The sequence below is a fragment of the Pseudonocardia hispaniensis genome, assembly GCF_042658695.1.
In the GTDB taxonomy this organism is placed as follows: domain Bacteria; phylum Actinomycetota; class Actinomycetes; order Mycobacteriales; family Pseudonocardiaceae; genus Pseudonocardia; species Pseudonocardia hispaniensis.
In genome coordinates, this window is the sequence record NZ_JBHSQW010000031.1 from 114931 (window position 1) to 131851 (window position 16921).

14 protein-coding genes are annotated in these 16921 nt (G+C 72.1%); 5 read left to right on the top strand and 9 right to left on the bottom strand.

The annotated features are described in order from the left end of the window. From ACFQE5_RS14785 to ACFQE5_RS14795, 3 genes are all read right to left on the bottom strand, one after another. Nucleotides 1–212, bottom strand: a 212-nt coding sequence (locus tag ACFQE5_RS14785) for a MoaD/ThiS family protein (RefSeq protein ID WP_379585536.1), incomplete at its 3' end; no start/stop codon positions are given. Between the two features lie 4 nt (nucleotides 213–216). Next, the gene (gene moaA, locus ACFQE5_RS14790) at nucleotides 217–1278 is read right to left on the bottom strand and encodes a GTP 3',8-cyclase MoaA (protein WP_379585538.1); all 1062 of its coding nucleotides are present in this window, start codon (nucleotides 1276–1278) and stop codon (nucleotides 217–219) included. A 213-nt stretch (nucleotides 1279–1491) separates the two neighbouring features. Continuing rightward, complete coding sequence (locus ACFQE5_RS14795; protein ID WP_379585540.1) at nucleotides 1492–2193, bottom strand: TetR/AcrR family transcriptional regulator; 702 nt, start codon at nucleotides 2191–2193, stop codon at nucleotides 1492–1494. A gap of 109 nt (nucleotides 2194–2302) precedes the next feature. Here ACFQE5_RS14795 and ACFQE5_RS14800 point away from each other — a divergent pair, with 109 nt between their 5' ends. Next, entirely contained in the window at nucleotides 2303–5029 is a 2727-nt protein-coding gene (locus ACFQE5_RS14800) for an MMPL family transporter (RefSeq protein ID WP_379585542.1), read from the top strand. Next, nucleotides 5029–7269 carry a YhgE/Pip family protein gene (locus ACFQE5_RS14805; RefSeq protein WP_379585543.1) on the top strand — a complete coding sequence of 747 codons (2241 nt, stop codon included), beginning with the start codon at nucleotides 5029–5031 and terminating at the stop codon, nucleotides 7267–7269. The genes ACFQE5_RS14800 and ACFQE5_RS14805 overlap by 1 nt, the downstream gene beginning before the upstream one ends. Nucleotides 7270–7349: 80 nt before the next feature. Here ACFQE5_RS14805 and ACFQE5_RS14810 read toward each other — a convergent pair whose 3' ends face one another. The 5 genes from ACFQE5_RS14810 to ACFQE5_RS14830 all read right to left on the bottom strand — a co-directional run bounded on the left by ACFQE5_RS14810 (nucleotide 7350) and on the right by ACFQE5_RS14830 (nucleotide 11772). Next, entirely contained in the window at nucleotides 7350–8510 is a 1161-nt protein-coding gene (locus tag ACFQE5_RS14810; protein ID WP_379585545.1) for a S8 family peptidase, read from the bottom strand. A 115-nt stretch (nucleotides 8511–8625) separates the two neighbouring features. Beyond that, nucleotides 8626–9720 (bottom strand): sulfate/molybdate ABC transporter ATP-binding protein, encoded by a 1095-nt coding sequence (locus ACFQE5_RS14815; RefSeq protein WP_379585547.1) that lies wholly within the window; start codon nucleotides 9718–9720, stop codon nucleotides 8626–8628. After that, nucleotides 9717–10490: an ABC transporter permease gene (locus ACFQE5_RS14820; protein WP_379585700.1), complete on the bottom strand. Its 774-nt coding sequence runs from the start codon at nucleotides 10488–10490 to the stop codon at nucleotides 9717–9719. Before ACFQE5_RS14820 ends, ACFQE5_RS14815 begins: the two co-directional genes overlap by 4 nt. A gap of 68 nt (nucleotides 10491–10558) precedes the next feature. Then, nucleotides 10559–11347 (bottom strand): molybdate ABC transporter substrate-binding protein, encoded by a 789-nt coding sequence (gene modA / locus ACFQE5_RS14825; protein ID WP_379585548.1) that lies wholly within the window; start codon nucleotides 11345–11347, stop codon nucleotides 10559–10561. Continuing rightward, a complete protein-coding gene (locus tag ACFQE5_RS14830; protein ID WP_379585550.1) occupies nucleotides 11344–11772 on the bottom strand; it encodes a TOBE domain-containing protein in 429 nt (142 codons plus the stop codon). Before ACFQE5_RS14830 ends, modA begins: the two co-directional genes overlap by 4 nt. Nucleotides 11773–11817: 45 nt before the next feature. On the opposite strand from ACFQE5_RS14830, the gene ACFQE5_RS14835 reads away from it, so the two are divergent. Continuing rightward, nucleotides 11818–13020: an acyl-CoA dehydrogenase family protein gene (locus tag ACFQE5_RS14835; RefSeq protein WP_379585551.1), complete on the top strand. Its 1203-nt coding sequence runs from the start codon at nucleotides 11818–11820 to the stop codon at nucleotides 13018–13020. 171 nt (nucleotides 13021–13191) lie between these two features. Here ACFQE5_RS14835 and serS read toward each other — a convergent pair whose 3' ends face one another. Then, a complete protein-coding gene (gene serS / locus ACFQE5_RS14840) occupies nucleotides 13192–14460 on the bottom strand; it encodes a serine--tRNA ligase (protein ID WP_379585552.1) in 1269 nt (422 codons plus the stop codon). A 153-nt stretch (nucleotides 14461–14613) separates the two neighbouring features. On the opposite strand from serS, the gene ACFQE5_RS14845 reads away from it, so the two are divergent. Beyond that, a complete protein-coding gene (locus tag ACFQE5_RS14845) occupies nucleotides 14614–16278 on the top strand; it encodes an AMP-binding protein (RefSeq protein WP_379585554.1) in 1665 nt (554 codons plus the stop codon). A 254-nt stretch (nucleotides 16279–16532) separates the two neighbouring features. After that, nucleotides 16533–16919 carry a cold-shock protein gene (locus tag ACFQE5_RS14850; RefSeq protein ID WP_379585702.1) on the top strand — a complete coding sequence of 129 codons (387 nt, stop codon included), beginning with the start codon at nucleotides 16533–16535 and terminating at the stop codon, nucleotides 16917–16919. Nucleotides 16920–16921 lie beyond the last annotated feature (2 nt).

Here is a 16921-nt window from a genome sequence, read left to right on the forward strand (position 1 = left end):
TCGTGGCTGTGCACAGCAACCTCGTCGAGCAGGAAGCTGCAGCGTCGCAGCACGGCGGCGAACTCGCTGCCGTGCCGCTCGCGCAGCGCGGCGAGCAGGTCGGCGATCGTGCTGCCCGCGGCCAGCGCCATCGCTTCCTCGTCGACCCCGGCGGCCGCGCGTGCCGCCGCGTAGTAGCGGACCCGGACGGTTCCGGTCGTGGTCGAAGTCACCGCGCTAGCCGCCGATGGCGCTCATGGGGCGGTCGGGCTGCAGGAAGCCGGGTTCGTCGATGCCGTGGCCGGGGAGCTTGGCCCACATGGCGTCGCGCCAGCGGTCGGCGATCTCGGCGTCGGCGGCTCCACCGCGCAGCAGCGCGCGCAGGTCGGTCTCGGTGCGGGCGAACAGGCAGGAACGAACCTGGCCGTCCGCGGTCAACCGGGTGCGGTCGCAGGCGCCGCAGAAGGGACGGGTGACCGAGGCGATCACGCCGACGGCAGCGGGGCCGCCGTCGACGAGCCAACGCTCCGCGGGGGCGCCGCCGCGCTCGGCCCGGTCGGGCTCCAGGGTGAAGGCGGTACGCAGCATCTGCATGATCTCCCCGGCGGTGACCATCTCGGAACGCTGCCAGCTGTGCTGGGCATCGAGCGGCATCTGCTCGATGAAACGCAGCTCGTAGCCGTTGTCGAGGGCGAACCTGAGCAGGTCGACGGCCTCGTCGTCGTTCACCCCGCGCAACAGCACAGTGTTGATCTTCACGGGCTCCAGCCCCGCGGCACGGGCGGCGGCCAGGCCGTCGAGCACGTCGGTGAGGCGGTCCCGATGGGTGATGGTGAGGAACCGCTCGCGACGCAGGGTGTCCATCGAGACGTTGAGCCGGTTGACCCCGGCGTCGGCCAGGGCCTTGGCACGCCGGGCGAGGCCGACGCCGTTGGTCGTCAGCGAGATGTCGGGGCGTGGGGTCAACGCCGCCGACGCGGCGATGATCTTCTCGAGACCCCGGCGCAGCAGCGGCTCGCCGCCGGTGAAGCGCAGTTCGTCGACGCCGAGATCGGTGACGGCGATCCGGATCAGCCGGATGAGCTCGTCGTCGGTGAGCTCATCGGCCCGGTCCATCCAGTCCAGGCCCTCTTCGGGCATGCAGTATGAACACCGCAGGTTGCACCGGTCGGTCAGCGAGATGCGCAGGTCGGTTGCTACTCGGCCGTACCGATCGATGAGCCGGGGATCGTCCGGCCGAGCCGGGTCTCGGGTGATGGCCTGCCGCATGGCGGGAAGGCCCAGCTCCGTTGGTGTCACGGCATGAGCCTATCCGGCGCGTGGGATCTTCAGCCACATCCGCAGAGGCTCATCTTATTCTGATCCGTACCTGCGCTGCAAGAAGGGCGATATCAACGCAAAATCGGATCTCAGAGGTCGACCTTCGCGGTCCGGGGCGCTGGGGCAAATGCCCGACGGACCGTCCCGGCCGGCCCACGGCGCGCGGCCACGCCCACCCGGGGTGACACGGCGTTACCCGGGCGACGGCGCCTCGTCGGGCCGGCTGACGAGGGCCGAGAGCAACTGCGGCAGCAACTGGGTGAGGAACGGGTCGTCGCGCGCGGGTTGCCTGCCCTCGAGCGCGGCGTGGCGCAGCACCGCCTCGTAGACCCCGGTCATGGCGATGACCGCGTCGCGCGCCGGCACGGTCAGAGTCAGTCCGAACCGGTCGAGCGCGGCGACCAGCGCCTGGCCGAAGGCGGCACAGAGCCGGTCCTGCACGGCCGCGACCTGCGCGCGCAGCCCGGGCTGGCGCAGCACGTGGACGTGGAACTCGCTGGTGAGCAGGTACCACTGCGGGTCGTCGATCGGCTCCATGAACAGACTGGCGACCTCAGCGATCGCCTCGCGCAGCGCGGCCTCGTCGCGGATTGCGTTGCGGTGCACCACCTTCTCGACGATGGCGGTGAGCCGCCGCAGGCGCCGCTCGGTCTGTTCCTCGTCGAGGGCCAGGAACAGCGCCTCCTTGCTGTCGAAGTTCGAGTAGAACGCGCCCCGGGTGAATCCGGCGCGTTCGCAGATGGCTTCGACGGGGGTGTCGGCGATGCCGCGTTCGGCGAACACCTCGTAGGCCGCGGCGATCAAGCGCCGCCGGGTGTCGGCGCGCCGCCGGGTGGTGCGGACCGGAGCCGCCGGGTCGGTGGCGGTGGCCTCGGGCTCCTGCTGCAGGCGCATGTCATGTCCTTCACTGTTGTGCCCTGAGGGTAGTGGATACGTCCTGCATTAGATACATACTGTATTCAATACGGTCTGTATCAAGTTCGGTCGCCGCGGGAGCCTGCTCGTGTCCTCAGTCCTCTACCGCCTCGGCAGGACGGCCGCGCGCCGGCGCGCGGCCGTCCTCGCCCTGTGGATCCTGCTGCTCTGCGTGGTCGGCGGCGCCGCCGTCGGCCTCGGCCGCGGCACCGACGACGCCTTCGCCATCCCCGGCTCCGAGTCCCAGGACGCCCTCGACCATCTCGCGCGGATCTTCCCGCAGGTCAGCGGCGCCACGGCGCAGCTGGTCGTGGTGGTGCCCGACGGCGCACGGGTGGATACGCCGGCCGTCGCCGCGGCCGTCCACGCGGCCGCCGAGCGGATCGAGCGGATCGACCAGGTCGCCGCCGTCGTCGACCCGTTCGGCGAGCACGCGCGCGACGCCGTCTCGCCCGACGGGCGGGCGGCGTGGATCCCGGTGCCGCTCGACGTCAAACAGGCCGAGATCACCCAGGAGACCCGGGACGCGCTCACCGGCGTTGCGGGGGAGCTGCAGGCGCAGCTGGGCGACGGCACCCGCGTCTACACCGGCGGTGACGCCTTCGCCGAGCTCGTGCCGTCGCTCGGGGTGACCGAGATCGTCGGCGTGATCGCCGCACTCGTCATCCTGGTGGTGCTCTTCCGGTCGATCATCGCGGCCGGTCTGCCGCTGGTGACCGCGGTCGTGGGGGTCGGGGTGGCCGCGGGCCTGATCTACGCGGCCACCGCGGTGCTGCCGATCTCGTCGACCGCACCGATGCTCGCCGTGATGATCGGGCTCGCGGTCGGCATCGACTACGCGCTGTTCATCCTGTCCCGACATCGCGACCAGCTCGCCGAGGGACTCGCCGTCGAGGAGTCCATCGCCCGCGCCGTCGCGACCGCAGGCTCCGCCGTCGTCTTCGCCGGGCTGACGGTCCTCATCGCGCTGCTCGGCCTCGCCGTCGCCCGGATCCCCTTCCTCACCACGATGGGCATCGCCGCGGCGCTCGGGGTCAGCATCGGCGTGCTCGTCGCCATCACGCTGGTCCCCGCGCTGCTGGCGTTCGCGGGCACCCGGCTGCGGCCGCGCCCGGCCCGCCGTCGCCTGCTGCGGCTGCGGCCGCGCGGCCGCCACGACCACGCCCGCCCCTCGCTCGGCCTGCGGTGGGTGCGACTGGTCACCAAGGCGCCGCTGGTCACCGTTCTCGTCGTGGTCGCCGGGCTCGGCGTCACCGCGATCCCGGCGGTCGAGCTGCAACTCGCCCTGCCCGACAACGCGAGCCAGCCCGAATCCAGCCCGGCGCGCGAGGCCTACGACGTCGTCTCGCGACACTTCGGGCCCGGCTACAACGGGCCGCTGCTGGTCAGCGTCGACGTTCTCGCCACCACCGACCCGGTCGGGATCACCGAGGCCATCGCCGACGACATCAGGGCCCTCGACGGAGTCGCGTCGGTCCCGCTGGCCACCCCGGACCCGAAGGGGCAGGTCGGCATCGTCCAGGTCGTCCCCACGACCGCCCCGGACGCACCGGAGACCGCGGCCCTCGTGCGGGCGCTGCGCTCGATGCACGAGCAGTTCCGCGACCGGTACGGCGTCCACACCGCGGTCACGGGCTTCACCGCCGTCGGTATCGACGTCTCCGCGCAGCTCGGCGACGCCCTGCTCCCGTTCGGAATCCTCGTCGTCGGCCTCTCGCTCGTGCTGCTGGCGATGGTGTTCCGCTCGATCGCGGTCCCGATCAAGGCCACCGCCGGGTTCCTGCTGAGCGTCGGTGCGGCGTTCGGCGCCACCTCCTTCGTCTTCGGGCAGGGCCATTTCGCCGACGCGCTGCACATCACCCGGACCGGCAGCGTCATCAGCTTCCTGCCGATCATCCTCATGGGCGTCCTGTTCGGTCTCGCCATGGACTACGAGGTCTTCCTCGTCTCCCGGATCCGGGAGCACTACGCCCACAACGGCGATCCGGAGCAGGCGATCGAGGTCGGGTTCGTCTCCGCCTCGCGGGTCGTCGTCGCCGCCGCGTTGATCATGTTCGCGGTGTTCGCGGCGTTCGTGCCGGAGGGGAGCTCCACGATCAAACCGATCGCGTTCAGCCTCGCTGTCGGCGTCTTCGTCGACGCCTTCGCCGTGCGCATGACCCTGGTGCCCGCCGTGCTGGCCCTGCTCGGTCGCCGGGCCTGGTGGCTGCCCGGCTGGCTGGATCGGCGGCTGCCGGTCTTCGACGCCGAGGGGGACGCGCTCATGCACGAGCTGCGGCTGGCCGACTGGCCCGGGCCCGGTTCGCGCGAGCTGGTCAGCGCCCGCGACCTGCGCCTGGGTGACGACCGCGGCCGCACCGTCGTCGACGGGATCGAGATCCACCTCGAACCCGGCGAGGTCCTCGGCATCCACGGTGCGGGGCCGTGCGGCAAGACGGCGCTGCTCGCTGCCCTCGGCGGCCGGGTCCCGACGATCGAGGGCGACCTCAAGGTCTGCGGGAAGGTGCTGCCCCAGCACGGGTCCGCGGTGCGCAAGCGGGTCGCTCTCGTCTCGTGCCGGGACACCACGGATCCGGCCGGCGAGGTCCGCCGCGCCCTCGCCGACGGCGTCCCGCTGCTGCTGCTCGACGACCTCGACACGGTCGTCCGGGCCGATCAGCGCCGGATGCTGGCCGACCTGCTCGCCGAGGCCACCGCGGGCCCGGACCCCGTCGCGGTCGTCGTCACCTGCCAACACCCCGCGTCGTTGTGGGAGGTCCTGCCGGACCGCGCCCGCGATGTCGCGCTGACCGGTTCCGTCCTCGAGGTCGTCTGATGCGCAACCACGTCGCCCGATCCGCCGCGGGCTCCCCGACCTGGCGGACCTGGATCGGCCTGATCTTCGTCCCGTTGCTGGTCGCGGGCCTGCTGGCCTGGGCATTCTGGTCCCCGCTGCAGCGCGACGGCGCCGCCACCGCCGCGGTGGTCAACAACGACCAACCCGTCACCGTGAACGGGCAGATCGTGCCGCTGGGCCGTGAGCTCGCCGGTGAGCTCGCCGCGCGCGACGACGGCTACACCTGGGTGCTCACCAGCGCCGACGACGCCCGCACCGGTCTTGCCGACGGCAGCTACGCCGCGGCGGTCACCATCCCTGAGGACTTCTCGGCCAAGGCCACCTCGACCGCGGCGGACCAGCCGATGGACGCGCAGCGGGCCGTCGTGCGGATCGAGACCTCGCGCAACGCCGGGCTCGTCGATCCGGTCGCGAGCAACGCGGTCGCCGGCGCGACGCTGGCGGCCCTGAACCGGCAGGTCGTCCAGACCTACCTGGAGAACGTCTACGTCGGGTTCAGCGAGCTGCACACCACGCTCGGCGAGGCCGCGGACGGGGCGGGCCAGCTCGCCGAGGGCGCGGGCCGGCTCGCCGGCGGGGCGACGGCGCTGTCCGACGGCAGCGGCGCACTGGTCGTCGGTCTCGGCCAGCTCAGTGACGGGGCCGGACGGGTTGCGACCGGCGCCGACGAACTCGCGAGCGGCGCCGGCCGGCTGAGCAGCTCGGTGTCCCAGCTGTCTGCGGGGGCCGCCGAGCTCGCCGCGGGTACCGAGCGGCTCGTCACCGGCTCGGCCCAGCTCGCCGACGGCCTCGACAAGGCCGCCGCGGACACCGCGGCGCTGCCCGCGCTCACCGCACAGCTCGCCGAGGGCGCGCGCCAGGTCGCCGCGGGTAACCGCCAGATGGCCGACACCGTGGCTCCGCTCGCGGACCGCGTCATCGCGGCGGTGGACGCGCTGCCGTCCGGGACGGCCGCGGCTCAGCAGATCAGCGAGCTGGCTGCGCGGTGCGCGGCCAACGGAGGCCAGGCCGGCTTCTGCGCGGACCTCGCCAGGGCGGCCGACCGCGCCGCGGCGTCAGCGGGGGCGATCGACGGTGAACGCGCGAAGATTCGCTCCGCCGCGACCGAGGTGAAGGCCTCGGTCGCGGCGCTGGCCGGCGGTGCCGAACGGGTCGCCGACGGCAACGCGCAACTGGCCGCCAACGCCAAGGACCTCGTGGGCGGTCTGGCCGGCGCCGCCGCGGGCGCCCGCGAGCTGAACACCGGGGTGGAGCGGGTGAACACCGGCGCCCACCAGCTGGCCTCCGGCGCTGATCAGCTCGGCTCGGGTGCCGCAGCGCTGGCCACCGGTGCCGGCCAGCTCGCCACGGGGGCGTCCGGGGTGGCCGACGGCGCCGGGCAGGCCGCAGGCGGCGCCCGGGAGCTGGCCACCGGCGCGGATCGGCTCGCCGACGGCGCGACCCAGGTTGACGGCGGTGCCGCGGAGCTCGCCTCCGGGCTCACCCAGGGCCGCAACCAGGTGCCCAGCTACTCCGACGCCGAACGCACCCGCCTCGCCTCCGTCGTCGCCGAGCCCACCGCGTTCGACTCCGGCGGGCTCGCCGACTTCAGCCGGGGCGCCGCGGCGTTCATCCTCGTGCTCGCGCTGTGGTCGAGCGCGCTGGCCACGTACCTGAGAGTCGGCGCCGTCCCGCCGGACGTGCGCACCGCGCGCGGCGCCACCTGGCGGATCGTCGCGCGGGCGGCGCTTCCGGGTGCAGCCGTGGCCACGGGCGCCGCGATGCTGCTCGGGTTGCTGTTCGCCCCGTTGCTCGGGCTCAACGCCGGCGAATGGCTCGCCCTGCTCGGCGTCCTGCTGCTGAGCGCGCTGACGTTCCACGCCGTGCACCAGGCGGTCGTGGCGCTGCTCGGGCGGCCGGGACAGATCGTCTCGGTCGCGGTGCTCGTCCTGACGCTGGCCACGGGGGTGATCTCGACGGTTCCCGCGTTCCTCGCGGGTGTCCTGCCCTTCCTGCCGACGCACGGCGCGCTGGTGGCGGTGCGCGCCGTGACCGCGGGTGCGGACGGCGCGTTCGGCGGCGTCGTCGAGTTGCTGGGGTGGCTCGTCGCGGGTCTCGTCGTCACGCTCGTCGCCACCGACCGGCGCCGCATCCTGTCGGCGCGGGAGCTGCGCCTTTCGGCGCCGTGGTCGACGGGATCACCCCGGCGCTTCGGCGAGTCGCGCATCCCCTCCCGGTGACGGGTGGTTATCGATACCGGGCTCCCGCGGGTTCACCGGGCGCCCAGAGCGCGACGCCGTTCGTCCGCGCTCAGGACCCGTCAGAGCCCGCCGGTGTAGAGCAGCCGGTTCGCCGTGCCCCCGGCGCTGCCGCCGCTGACGATGCCCGGTGTGGCGGTGTCGAGGATCCACTGGCGCACCGTCGCGCTCGGGGCATCGCCGAAGCGCTGCTTGTAGAGCGCGGCGACGCCCGCGGCGAACGGGGCGGCCATCGAGGTCCCCGAGTACGACGCCGTCCGTCCGCCCGGGGTGGTCGAGACGATCCCGGTGCCCGGCGCGTAGAGGCCGACGCAGGGGCCGGTGCTGGAACTGCCGGCGCGCTGGTCCTCGATCGTGGAGTTGGCGACGGCGAGGACGCCGTCGGCGTTCCGCGGGGCGACCGCGCAGTCGTTGGCGGCGGTGTTGCCCGCCGAGACGGCGACGAAGACCCCGGAGGCGACGAGCTGCGACACGGCCCTGGTCAGCACGTCCGATGGGCCGTAGCTCCACGACATCACGGCCACCGACGGGCCCTGCCGGTTGCGCGCCACCCAGTCGATGCCCCCGAGCAGCGAGGACAGCGTCCCGGTGCCGTTGCAGTCGAGCACCTTCACCGAGCGCACCTGGGCCTTCTTGGCCACTCCGTAGGTCCGCCCGGCCGCGATCCCGGCGACGACCGTGCCGTGGCCGTCGCAGTCGCCCGCGATGTTGTCGATGGTGTTGGTGCCGATCGTGGCGCGGCCCTGGAAGTCGGGATGGCTGACGTCGACGCCGGTGTCGAGCACGTAGACGGTGACCCCCGCGCCCGTTGCCTCGGTGCGGTACTGCCCGTCGAGCGGGCGGTTGCGCTGGTCGATACGGTCGAGGCCCCAGTTCGGCGGGTCCTCCTGCACCGCCTCCGCGGCCTCCGGCGTGGTGGACTCGAGCGATCGGGTCGGCCGGTCCTGCTCGACACCCAGGACGCCGGGCCGCCGCTGCAGCTGGGCGACCTGCGCGGGGGTCAGCCTGGCCGCGAATCCGCTGACGGCCTGGGTGAAGGTGACCGTCGGCTGGACGCCGACGGCCTGCGCGGCCGCGGTCGCCTCCGCTCCGGAGCGGGCGTGCACGACGTAGGCCGACGGGCGACCGGTCGGCTCTGCGCCTTCGGCGGCACCGCCGAGCAGAGCACCGAAAAGCTGCAGCACGATCGCGGCCGGGAGGACCCGGACGAGGAATCGAGTCACGGTGAGCGACGTTACGGCGGCGGCCTTGTGAGCAAAAGCCACACATCCGGGTTGAGTGATGCGGGTGTGTCACGTGTTGCGGCACATTGGGCAGCGCCCTGACCCATCCGGGTGGTCAGCCGCCCACGGCGTGGATCTCCACCTCGGTGGCCTTGACCGCGAACCACACCTCGGCCCCCGGCTCGACACCGAGGTCGGCCATGGCCGCGGGTGTGACGTCGGCGGCGAGCCCATCCACCCAGCTCGGGCCGCCCGGTCCGGCACCCGCGCGCAGCCGGACGGTGTCCCCGCGAGGCTCCATCGCCGCCAGCCGGACCGACAGGACGTTGCGCGGACTACCGTGTGGCCGGTCGGCGTAGACGGCCACCGCCGACGGTGGGAACACCGCTACCGCCCGGTCGCCCGCGGCGACATCGGCGTCACCGCGACCGAAGACCACCGGGCCGTCAGCGGTGCGCAGGCCGCCCGCACAGGCCGTTCCCGGCACCAGGTTCAGTCCGGCGATCCGCGCGGCGAAGGGACTGCGCGGACGCGCCAGGACCTCCCGGGTCGGGCCCTGCTCGACCACCCGCCCCGCCGTCAGCACCACGACCCGGTCGGCCAGCACCAGCGCGTCCAGGGCGGAGTGGGTGACCAGCACGGCCGTCTGTTTCGCGTCGCGAATCATCCGGCGCAGCAGCGCGCGCATCGCCGGGGTCGCGTCGACGTCGAGGGCCGCCAGCGGCTCGTCGAGCAACATCACGCTCGGTTCCGGCGCCAGCGCGCGAGCCAGCGCGACCCGCTGCTGCTGGCCGCCGGACAGCTTGGCGGGTTTGCGCCCGGCGAACTCGGCCGCGTCCACCTCGGCCAGCAGCATGCGGGCGCGTTCCTCGGCCGCCGCCGGGCGCATCCCCTGGGCGCGCGGACCGAAGGCGACGTTGGCCAGCACGGTGAGGTGGGGAAACAGCAGGCCCTTCTGGGCGAGCAGGCCCACCCCCCTGCGGTGCGGTGGCACCAGCAGTCCCGAGGCGGTGTCGGTGACCAGCCGATCCCCCAGCCGCACGTACCCGGAGTCCGGCCGCAGCAGACCGGCCAGCACCCCGAGCAGGGTGGACTTGCCCGAGCCGTTGGGGCCGAGCACGGCGAGCACCTCGCCGGGCTCGGCGGAGATCGCCACGTCCAGGGTGAACTCGGGGCGGCGCAGCTGCACCGCCAGCTCGAAGGCGGTCATCGGAGCCCCTCGGCGGCCCGCGGGCGCACCACGATGATGACCAGCAGCGAGACCAGAACGATCATCAGTGAGATCGCTATCGCGGATTCCACATCGACCTCGCGCTCCTGGTAGACCAGCAGGGGCAGGGTTCGGGTGGTGCCCTCCAAGCTACCGGCGAAGGCGATCGTCGCGCCGAACTCGCCCATCGCCCGCGCGAACGCGAGCACAGCCCCGGACACCAGACCGGGCAGGACCAGCGGGACGGTGACGCGCCGGAACACCGTCGCGGGCGACGCGCCGAGGGTGGCGGCGACGGACTCGTAGCGCTGGCCCGCGGTGCGCAACGCCCCCTCCAGGCTCACCACCAGGAACGGCATGGCCACGAAGGTCTGGGCGAGGATCACCGCCGCGGTGGTGAACGGAATGCTGATCCCGAACCACAGATCCAGGGTCCGTCCGATCCATCCGGTTCGACCGACCGTGAACAGCAGGGCGAGACCACCCACCACCGGGGGCAGGACGAGCGGCAGCAGCACCAGCGACCGCAGCATCCGCAGGCCGGGTGGCCGGCCGCGGGCGAGGACCGCGGCCAGCGGACCGCCGAGCAGCACACAGAGCAGCGTCGAGATCCCGGCGGTCTCCAGCGACAGCCGCAGCGCCGTGAGCGCGGACCGGCTGAGCAGCAGCTCGGGCATCCGGGCCCAGTCCGCCTCCAGGACGAGCCCGACCACCGGCAGCGCGACCAGTGCATACGCGGCGACCGCCGGCAGCCAGAGCCACCGGGGCAGGCCGACGCCGACGTGGTGCCGGTCGTGGGCCTTGCGCTCGGCCCCGGCCTGCCCCGGCAGGGTCACCGTCACGAGGCGGCGGGTGTCCCGAATCCGGCCGCCCCCAGGACCTTCTGCCCGTCCTCGCTACGGACGAGCTCGACGAACTGCTTGGCCAGGTCCTGGTTCTTGCTCGAGGTCACGACACCGATCGGGTACTCGTTGATCGCCTTCTCCGCCTCGGGGAAGTTCACCCCGTCCACCTTGTCCTTCTCGGCGGCGACGTCGGTGACGTAGACGAGGCCGGCGTCGGCGTTACCGCTGCTCACCTTGCCCAGGACCGAGCGGACATCCGGTTCCTCGCTGACCGGCTTGAGGTCCACGCCGGTGGCCTGTTCGACCTTCTGCGTCGCGGAACCGCACGGCACCTGCGGCGCGCAGACCACGAGGGTGACGTCCGGCTTGGACAGATCGGCAAAGCTCGCGATGCCCTTCGGGTTGCCCGGTGCGACCGCGATCTGCAGCTGGTTGGTCACGAAGATCTCCGGCTGCCCGACGATCATGTTCTGCTCGGTGACCACACCCATCTGCTTGGTGTTGGCCGAGGCGAACACGTCGACCGGTGCGCCGTTGACGATCTGCTGGGCCAGGTCCGAGGATCCGGCGAAGTTGAACCGTACCGTCACCCCTGGGTGATCGGTTTCGAAGCGCTTTCCGAGCTCGGTGAAGGTCTCGGTGAGCGAGGCCGCGGCGAAGACCGTGAGGGTCTGGTCCGGTGTGCCGGACCCACCCGCCGCATCCGAACCCGTCGAGCCGCCACCGCATGCGGCCAGCACCAGGCCGAGCCCGGCGATGACGGCTCCCAGCATCCTTCTCATGAACTTCCCCCAGGGGTTTCCACCACGACGGTCGTCGACTTGACGACAGCCACCGCCAGTACTCCGGGTTCGAGCCCGAGCTGCCGGACGGCCTCGCTGCTCATCAGGGACACCACCCGGTGCGGACCGCACTGCATCTCGACCTGCGCCATCACCGTGTCGGTGAGCACCGAGGTGACGAGCCCGACGAACCGGTTGCGCGCGGAGGTCTGCACGTCCGAGGGATCGGGCGCGGCATGGGCGTGCTCCCGGGCGAACGCGGCCAGCGCGGCGCCGTCGATGACCTTGCGGTTCGACGCGTCCGGCTGCACCGGCAGCGTTCCCGCATCGACCCAGCGTCGGACGGTGTCGTCGCTGACGCCGAGCAGCCGCGCTGCCTCGGCGATCCTGAACTGCGGCACGCGGGGCATCATATGTCCGCGCATACGGATCTCACTAGCGGGTGGTCATCGTGTGGTTTGCTGCCGGTCGTGGACTTCGAACCGAGTGCGGTGGCTGCCGACTACACCAAGCGAATGCGGGAGTTCCTCGAGGAGAAGGTGCTGCCGGCCGAAGCCGGCTACGAGGCGTGGCGGGCGCAGCGGCGGGGCACGCCGCAGGAGTGGGACCTGCCGCCGGTTGTCGAGGAGCTCAAGGCCGAGGCGCGGTCCCGCGGGCTGTGGAACCTGTTCCTGCCTGCCGTCTCCGGGCTGTCCAATCTGGATTATGCGCCGGTTGCTGAAGTGTCGGGCTGGTCGCCGGTGATCGCCCCGGAGGCGATCAACTGCCAGGCGCCCGACACCGGGAACATGGAGACGCTGCACCTGTTCGGGACCCCGCAGCAGAAGGCGCGCTGGTTGGAACCGCTGCTGGCCGGACAGATCCGCTCGGCGTTCGCGATGACCGAGCCCGACGTCGCGTCCTCGGACGCCACGAACGTGCGCACGACCATTCGGCGCGAGGGGGACGAGTACGTCATCTCCGGTACGAAGTGGTGGATCTCCGGCGCCGCGGACTCCCGCTGCACGATCTTCATCGTCATGGGCAAGACGGACCCGGACGCCCCGACGCACCGCCAGCAGTCGATGGTGCTCGTGCCGCGCGACACCCCGGGGCTGGAGATCAAGCGGCACCTGCCGACGTTCGGCTACCAGGACCAGCACGGGCATTCCGAACTGGAGTTCCACGACGTCCGGGTGCCGGTCGAGAACCTGCTGGGCGAGGAGGGCGGCGGGTTCGCCATCGCCCAGGCCCGGCTCGGCCCCGGCCGCATCCACCACTGCATGCGGCTCATCGGGATGGCCGAACGAGCGATCGACCTCATGGTCCGCCGGGCGCGCGAGCGTGTCGCGTTCGGCCGTCCGCTGGCCGACCAGGGTGTGGTGCGCGAACAGATCGCGCAGTCGCGGATCGAGGTCGAGCAGGCCCGGCTGCTGGTGCTCAAGACGGCGTGGCTGATCGACAAGGCCGGCGCCAAGGGGGCCGCCACCGAGATCGCCGCGATCAAGGCGGTGTGCCCGCGGATGGCCTGCGACGTCCTCGACCGGGCCATCCAGATCCACGGCGGCGGCGGGATGAGCGACGACTTCCCGCTGGCCTACTTCTACACCTGGGCCAGGGCGCTGCGGCTGGCCGACGGCCCCGACGAGGTGCATCTGCGCTCGGTGGCCCGCCAGGAGATCGGGCGGCACTAGCCGATCTCGACCCGGGGGCTGGGCCGGTCCGCCGGACGCCCGCCCCGCCGGGCCGAGATCGGCGTTTCGGCGGGACGGGCCGCGGAGTGCGCGGCTCCCGCCTCCCCAACGTCGATCTTCATCGGACGAGCGACCCAGGACGACCAGGCGCCGGACGCCACGGCGCGGCGCTCAGGCGGGCGTCAGGACGTCGAAGCCGGTGTAGGGCACCAGCGCCTCGGGGATGCGCACCGAGCCGTCGGCCTGCTGGCCCTGCTCCAGGATCGCGACCAGCGTGCGCCCGATCGGCATCCCCGAGCTGTTGAGGGTGGCGGCGAAGCCGCGGGTGCCGTCCTTGGCCTTGGTGCGGATCCCGGCGCGGCGGGCCTGGAACGTGCCGCAGTCCGACGCCGAGGCGATCTCGCGGTAGCGCTGCTGGCCGGGCAGCCACACCTCGACGTCGTAGGTGAACTCGGCGGAGAAACCGATATCCCCCGCGGCCAGCTTCACCACCCGGTAGGCGAGGCCGAGCCCGCGCATGACGGCCTCGGCGTGCCCGAGCAGCACCTCCAGCTCGGCGCGGGAGCGCGCCGGGTCGACGATGCGGACGAGCTCGACCTTGGAGAACTCGTGCATGCGGATCAGCCCGCGGGTGTCCTTGCCGTACGAACCCGCCTCCGAACGGAAGCACGGGGTGTGCGCCGTGTAGGCCAACGGCAGGTCCTCCAGCGCGAGGGTCTCGCGGGCGTGCAGGTTCGTCAGCGGCACCTCGGCGGTGGGGATGAGGAAGAGCTCCCGGTCGCCCACGCCGGTCTTGAACAGGTCCTGCTCGAACTTCGGCAACTGCCCGGTGCCGGTCATCGTCTCGCGGTTGACCAGCGTCGGCACCGAGAACTCGGTGTAGCCGTGCTCGGTGGCCAGGTCGAGGAAGTAACGGGCCAGCGCGCGTTCGAGCGCGGGGCCCTTGCCGCGCAGCACGGTGAACCGCGGTCCGGAGAGTTTGGTCGCCCGTGGCAGGTCGAGGATGCCGAGCCTCTCGCCGAGGTCGACGTGGTCGAGCGGCGTGAAGTCGAACGCGGGCGGCTCACCCCAGACACGGACGACCTCGGCGTCGGCATCGCTGGCGCCGTCGGGCAGCTCGTCGGCGGGCAGGTTCGGGATGCCCAGCAGGAGGTCCTGCAGCTGTGCCTCGAGCTCGCGGTGCTCCGACTCCGCCGCCGAGACGACGGCCTTGAGCTCGCGGGCCCGCTCGACGAGCGCGGGGCGCTCCTGCGGGGTGGCCGACTTGACCGCCGCCGCGGTCCGCTTCGCCTCCGCGCGCGCCTCGTCACCCCGATGAATCGCCGAGTTACGGGACGTCAGGAGCTTCTCGAGGGACTCGACATCGAGGTGGAAGCCGCGCCGGGCGAGCCTGCGCACGGCGTCGGTCGCGGGGTCGAGCAGGACGCGGGGGTCGTGCATGGTCCGAGGGTATCGCCTGCGCGGGGCGGCGATTACCGCGCGGCGTGCCCTCCCCACCTGGGGGTGGCGAACGATCTCGCCGCGGGGACACGATGAGCTCTGGAACACCCTGCGAGGTGCGAGGCCTCGCACTGCACCGAGGAGTACAACGCCGTGACTTCCGCTGGCGCCCCTGCCGTTCCGTCCTACGCCTCCGGGATTTCCGAGGTTCCGTTGCTGGGGGACACGATCGGCGACAACTTCGATCGGATGGCGGCCGCGCAACCCGACGTCGAGGCGCTCGTCGAGGTGCCGACCGGTCGTCGCTGGACCTACGGCCAGCTGCGGGAGGAGCTGGACACGCTGGCGCTGGGCCTGCTCGCCGCCGGCCTGTCCAAGGGCGACCGGCTGGGGATCTGGGCGCCGAACATGGCCGAGTGGACCCTGGTCCAGTACGCCACGGCGAAGATCGGCGTCATCCTGGTCAACATCAACCCGGCGTACCGGACCCACGAGCTGGAGTACGTGCTCAACCAGGCCGGGATCTCGGTGCTGGTGGCCGCGCGGTCGTTCAAGACCTCCGACTACGCCGCGATGATCGAGCAGGTCCGGCCGCGCTGTGAGCAGCTGCGCCAGGTGGTGCTCATCGGTTCGCCGGAGTGGGACGCGCTGGTCGCCGCGGGCCGGGACGGGGACCGCGCCGAGCTGGCGCGGCTGCAGGCGCAGCTGAGCCCGGACGACCCGATCAACATCCAGTACACCTCGGGTACGACGGGGTTCCCGAAGGGCGCGACGCTGTCGCATCACAACATCCTCAACAACGGCTATTTCGTCGGCCGGCTATGCGGCTACACCCCACAGGACCGGGTGTGCATCCCGGTGCCCTTCTACCACTGCTTCGGCATGGTGATGGGCAACCTGGGCGCCACCACGAACGGCTCGACGATGGTCATCCCCGCCCAGGGATTCGACCCCGAGGCCACCCTGGCCGCCGTCGCGCAGGAGCGGTGCACCTCGCTGTACGGGGTACCGACGATGTTCATCGCCGAGCTCAACCACCCGGAGTTCGACTCCTTCGACCTGTCCAGCCTGCGCACCGGGATCATGGCGGGGTCGCCGTGCCCGGTCGAGGTGATGAAGCAGGTGGTGGACCGGATGGGGATGACCGAGGTGACGATCTGCTACGGCATGACCGAGACCTCCCCGGTGTCCACTCAGACCCGGGCCGATGACTCGCTGGACCGGCGGGTCTCCACGGTCGGCCGGGTGCATCCGCATCTCGAGGTCAAGATCGTCGATCCGGAGACCGGGTTGACGGTGCCCCGCGGGACGCCCGGGGAGTTCTGCACCCGCGGCTACTCGGTCATGCTCGGGTACTGGAACGAGCCGCAGAAGACGGCCGAGGCGATCGACCCGGCGCGCTGGATGCACACCGGGGACCTCGCCGTGATGGACTCCGACGGCTATGTCAACATCACCGGCCGGATCAAGGACATGGTCATCCGGGGTGGGGAGAACATCTACCCGCGGGAGATCGAGGAGTTCCTCTACACCCACCCCGACATCCTCGACGCGCAGGTCATCGGCGTGCCGGATGCCAGGTTCGGCGAGGAGCTGTGCGCCTGGGTGACGCTTCGCGAGGGTGCGCCCGAGCTCACCGCCGAGGCGTTGCGCGAGTTCGCCGGTGGCAAGCTCGCCCACTACAAGATCCCGCGCTACGTCGTGGTCGTCGAGGAGTTCCCGATGACGGTCACCGGCAAGGTGCGTAAGGTCGAAATGCGCGAGCGATCGGTGGAGATGCTCGGTCTCGCCGACGCCGCCGCGATCCGTAACGCCTGACCCGGCCGTCGCTCGGACGGCGTCGTGTCACCGGACGGGCCGCGCGGAGTGTCGTTCGTCCGGTGAAGAGGGGGCATTTGGCCGGTGCGCGCAGTGGGGGGCGCTACTAGGCTGTACTGCGCGCGTCCCGGTGTCGCTCGATGAGCCGACCTGAGTAGGCGGACCAGGCACCAGGGGCGCGTTTGTCGTGTGGACGCCGGGTATCCGGCGCGCGCCGCGCGGCAGCGGGATCGATCGAGGAACGGGTGAGCAAGGTGCCGACCGGCAGGGTCAAGTGGTACGACGCCGAGAAGGGCTTCGGTTTCCTCGCCCAGGACGGGGGCGAGGACGTCTATGTCCGCAAGTCCGCGCTGCCGCCCGGGGTACAGGCGCTCAAACCCGGTCAGCGGGTGGAGTTCGGGATGGCCGAGGGCCGGCGTGGCCCGCAGGCGCTTTCGGTCCGGCTGGTCGAGACGCCGCCGTCGGTCGTGGAGGCCACCCGGCGGCCCGCGGAGGAACTACACGGCTTGATCGAAGACATGATCAAGCTCCTCGATGCGCGGGTGCAGCCCGACCTGCGCCGCGGCCGCTACCCCGATCGCAAGACCTGCAAGCTGGCGGCCGAGGTGGTCCGCGCCGTGGCCCGCGACCTGGACGGCTAGCC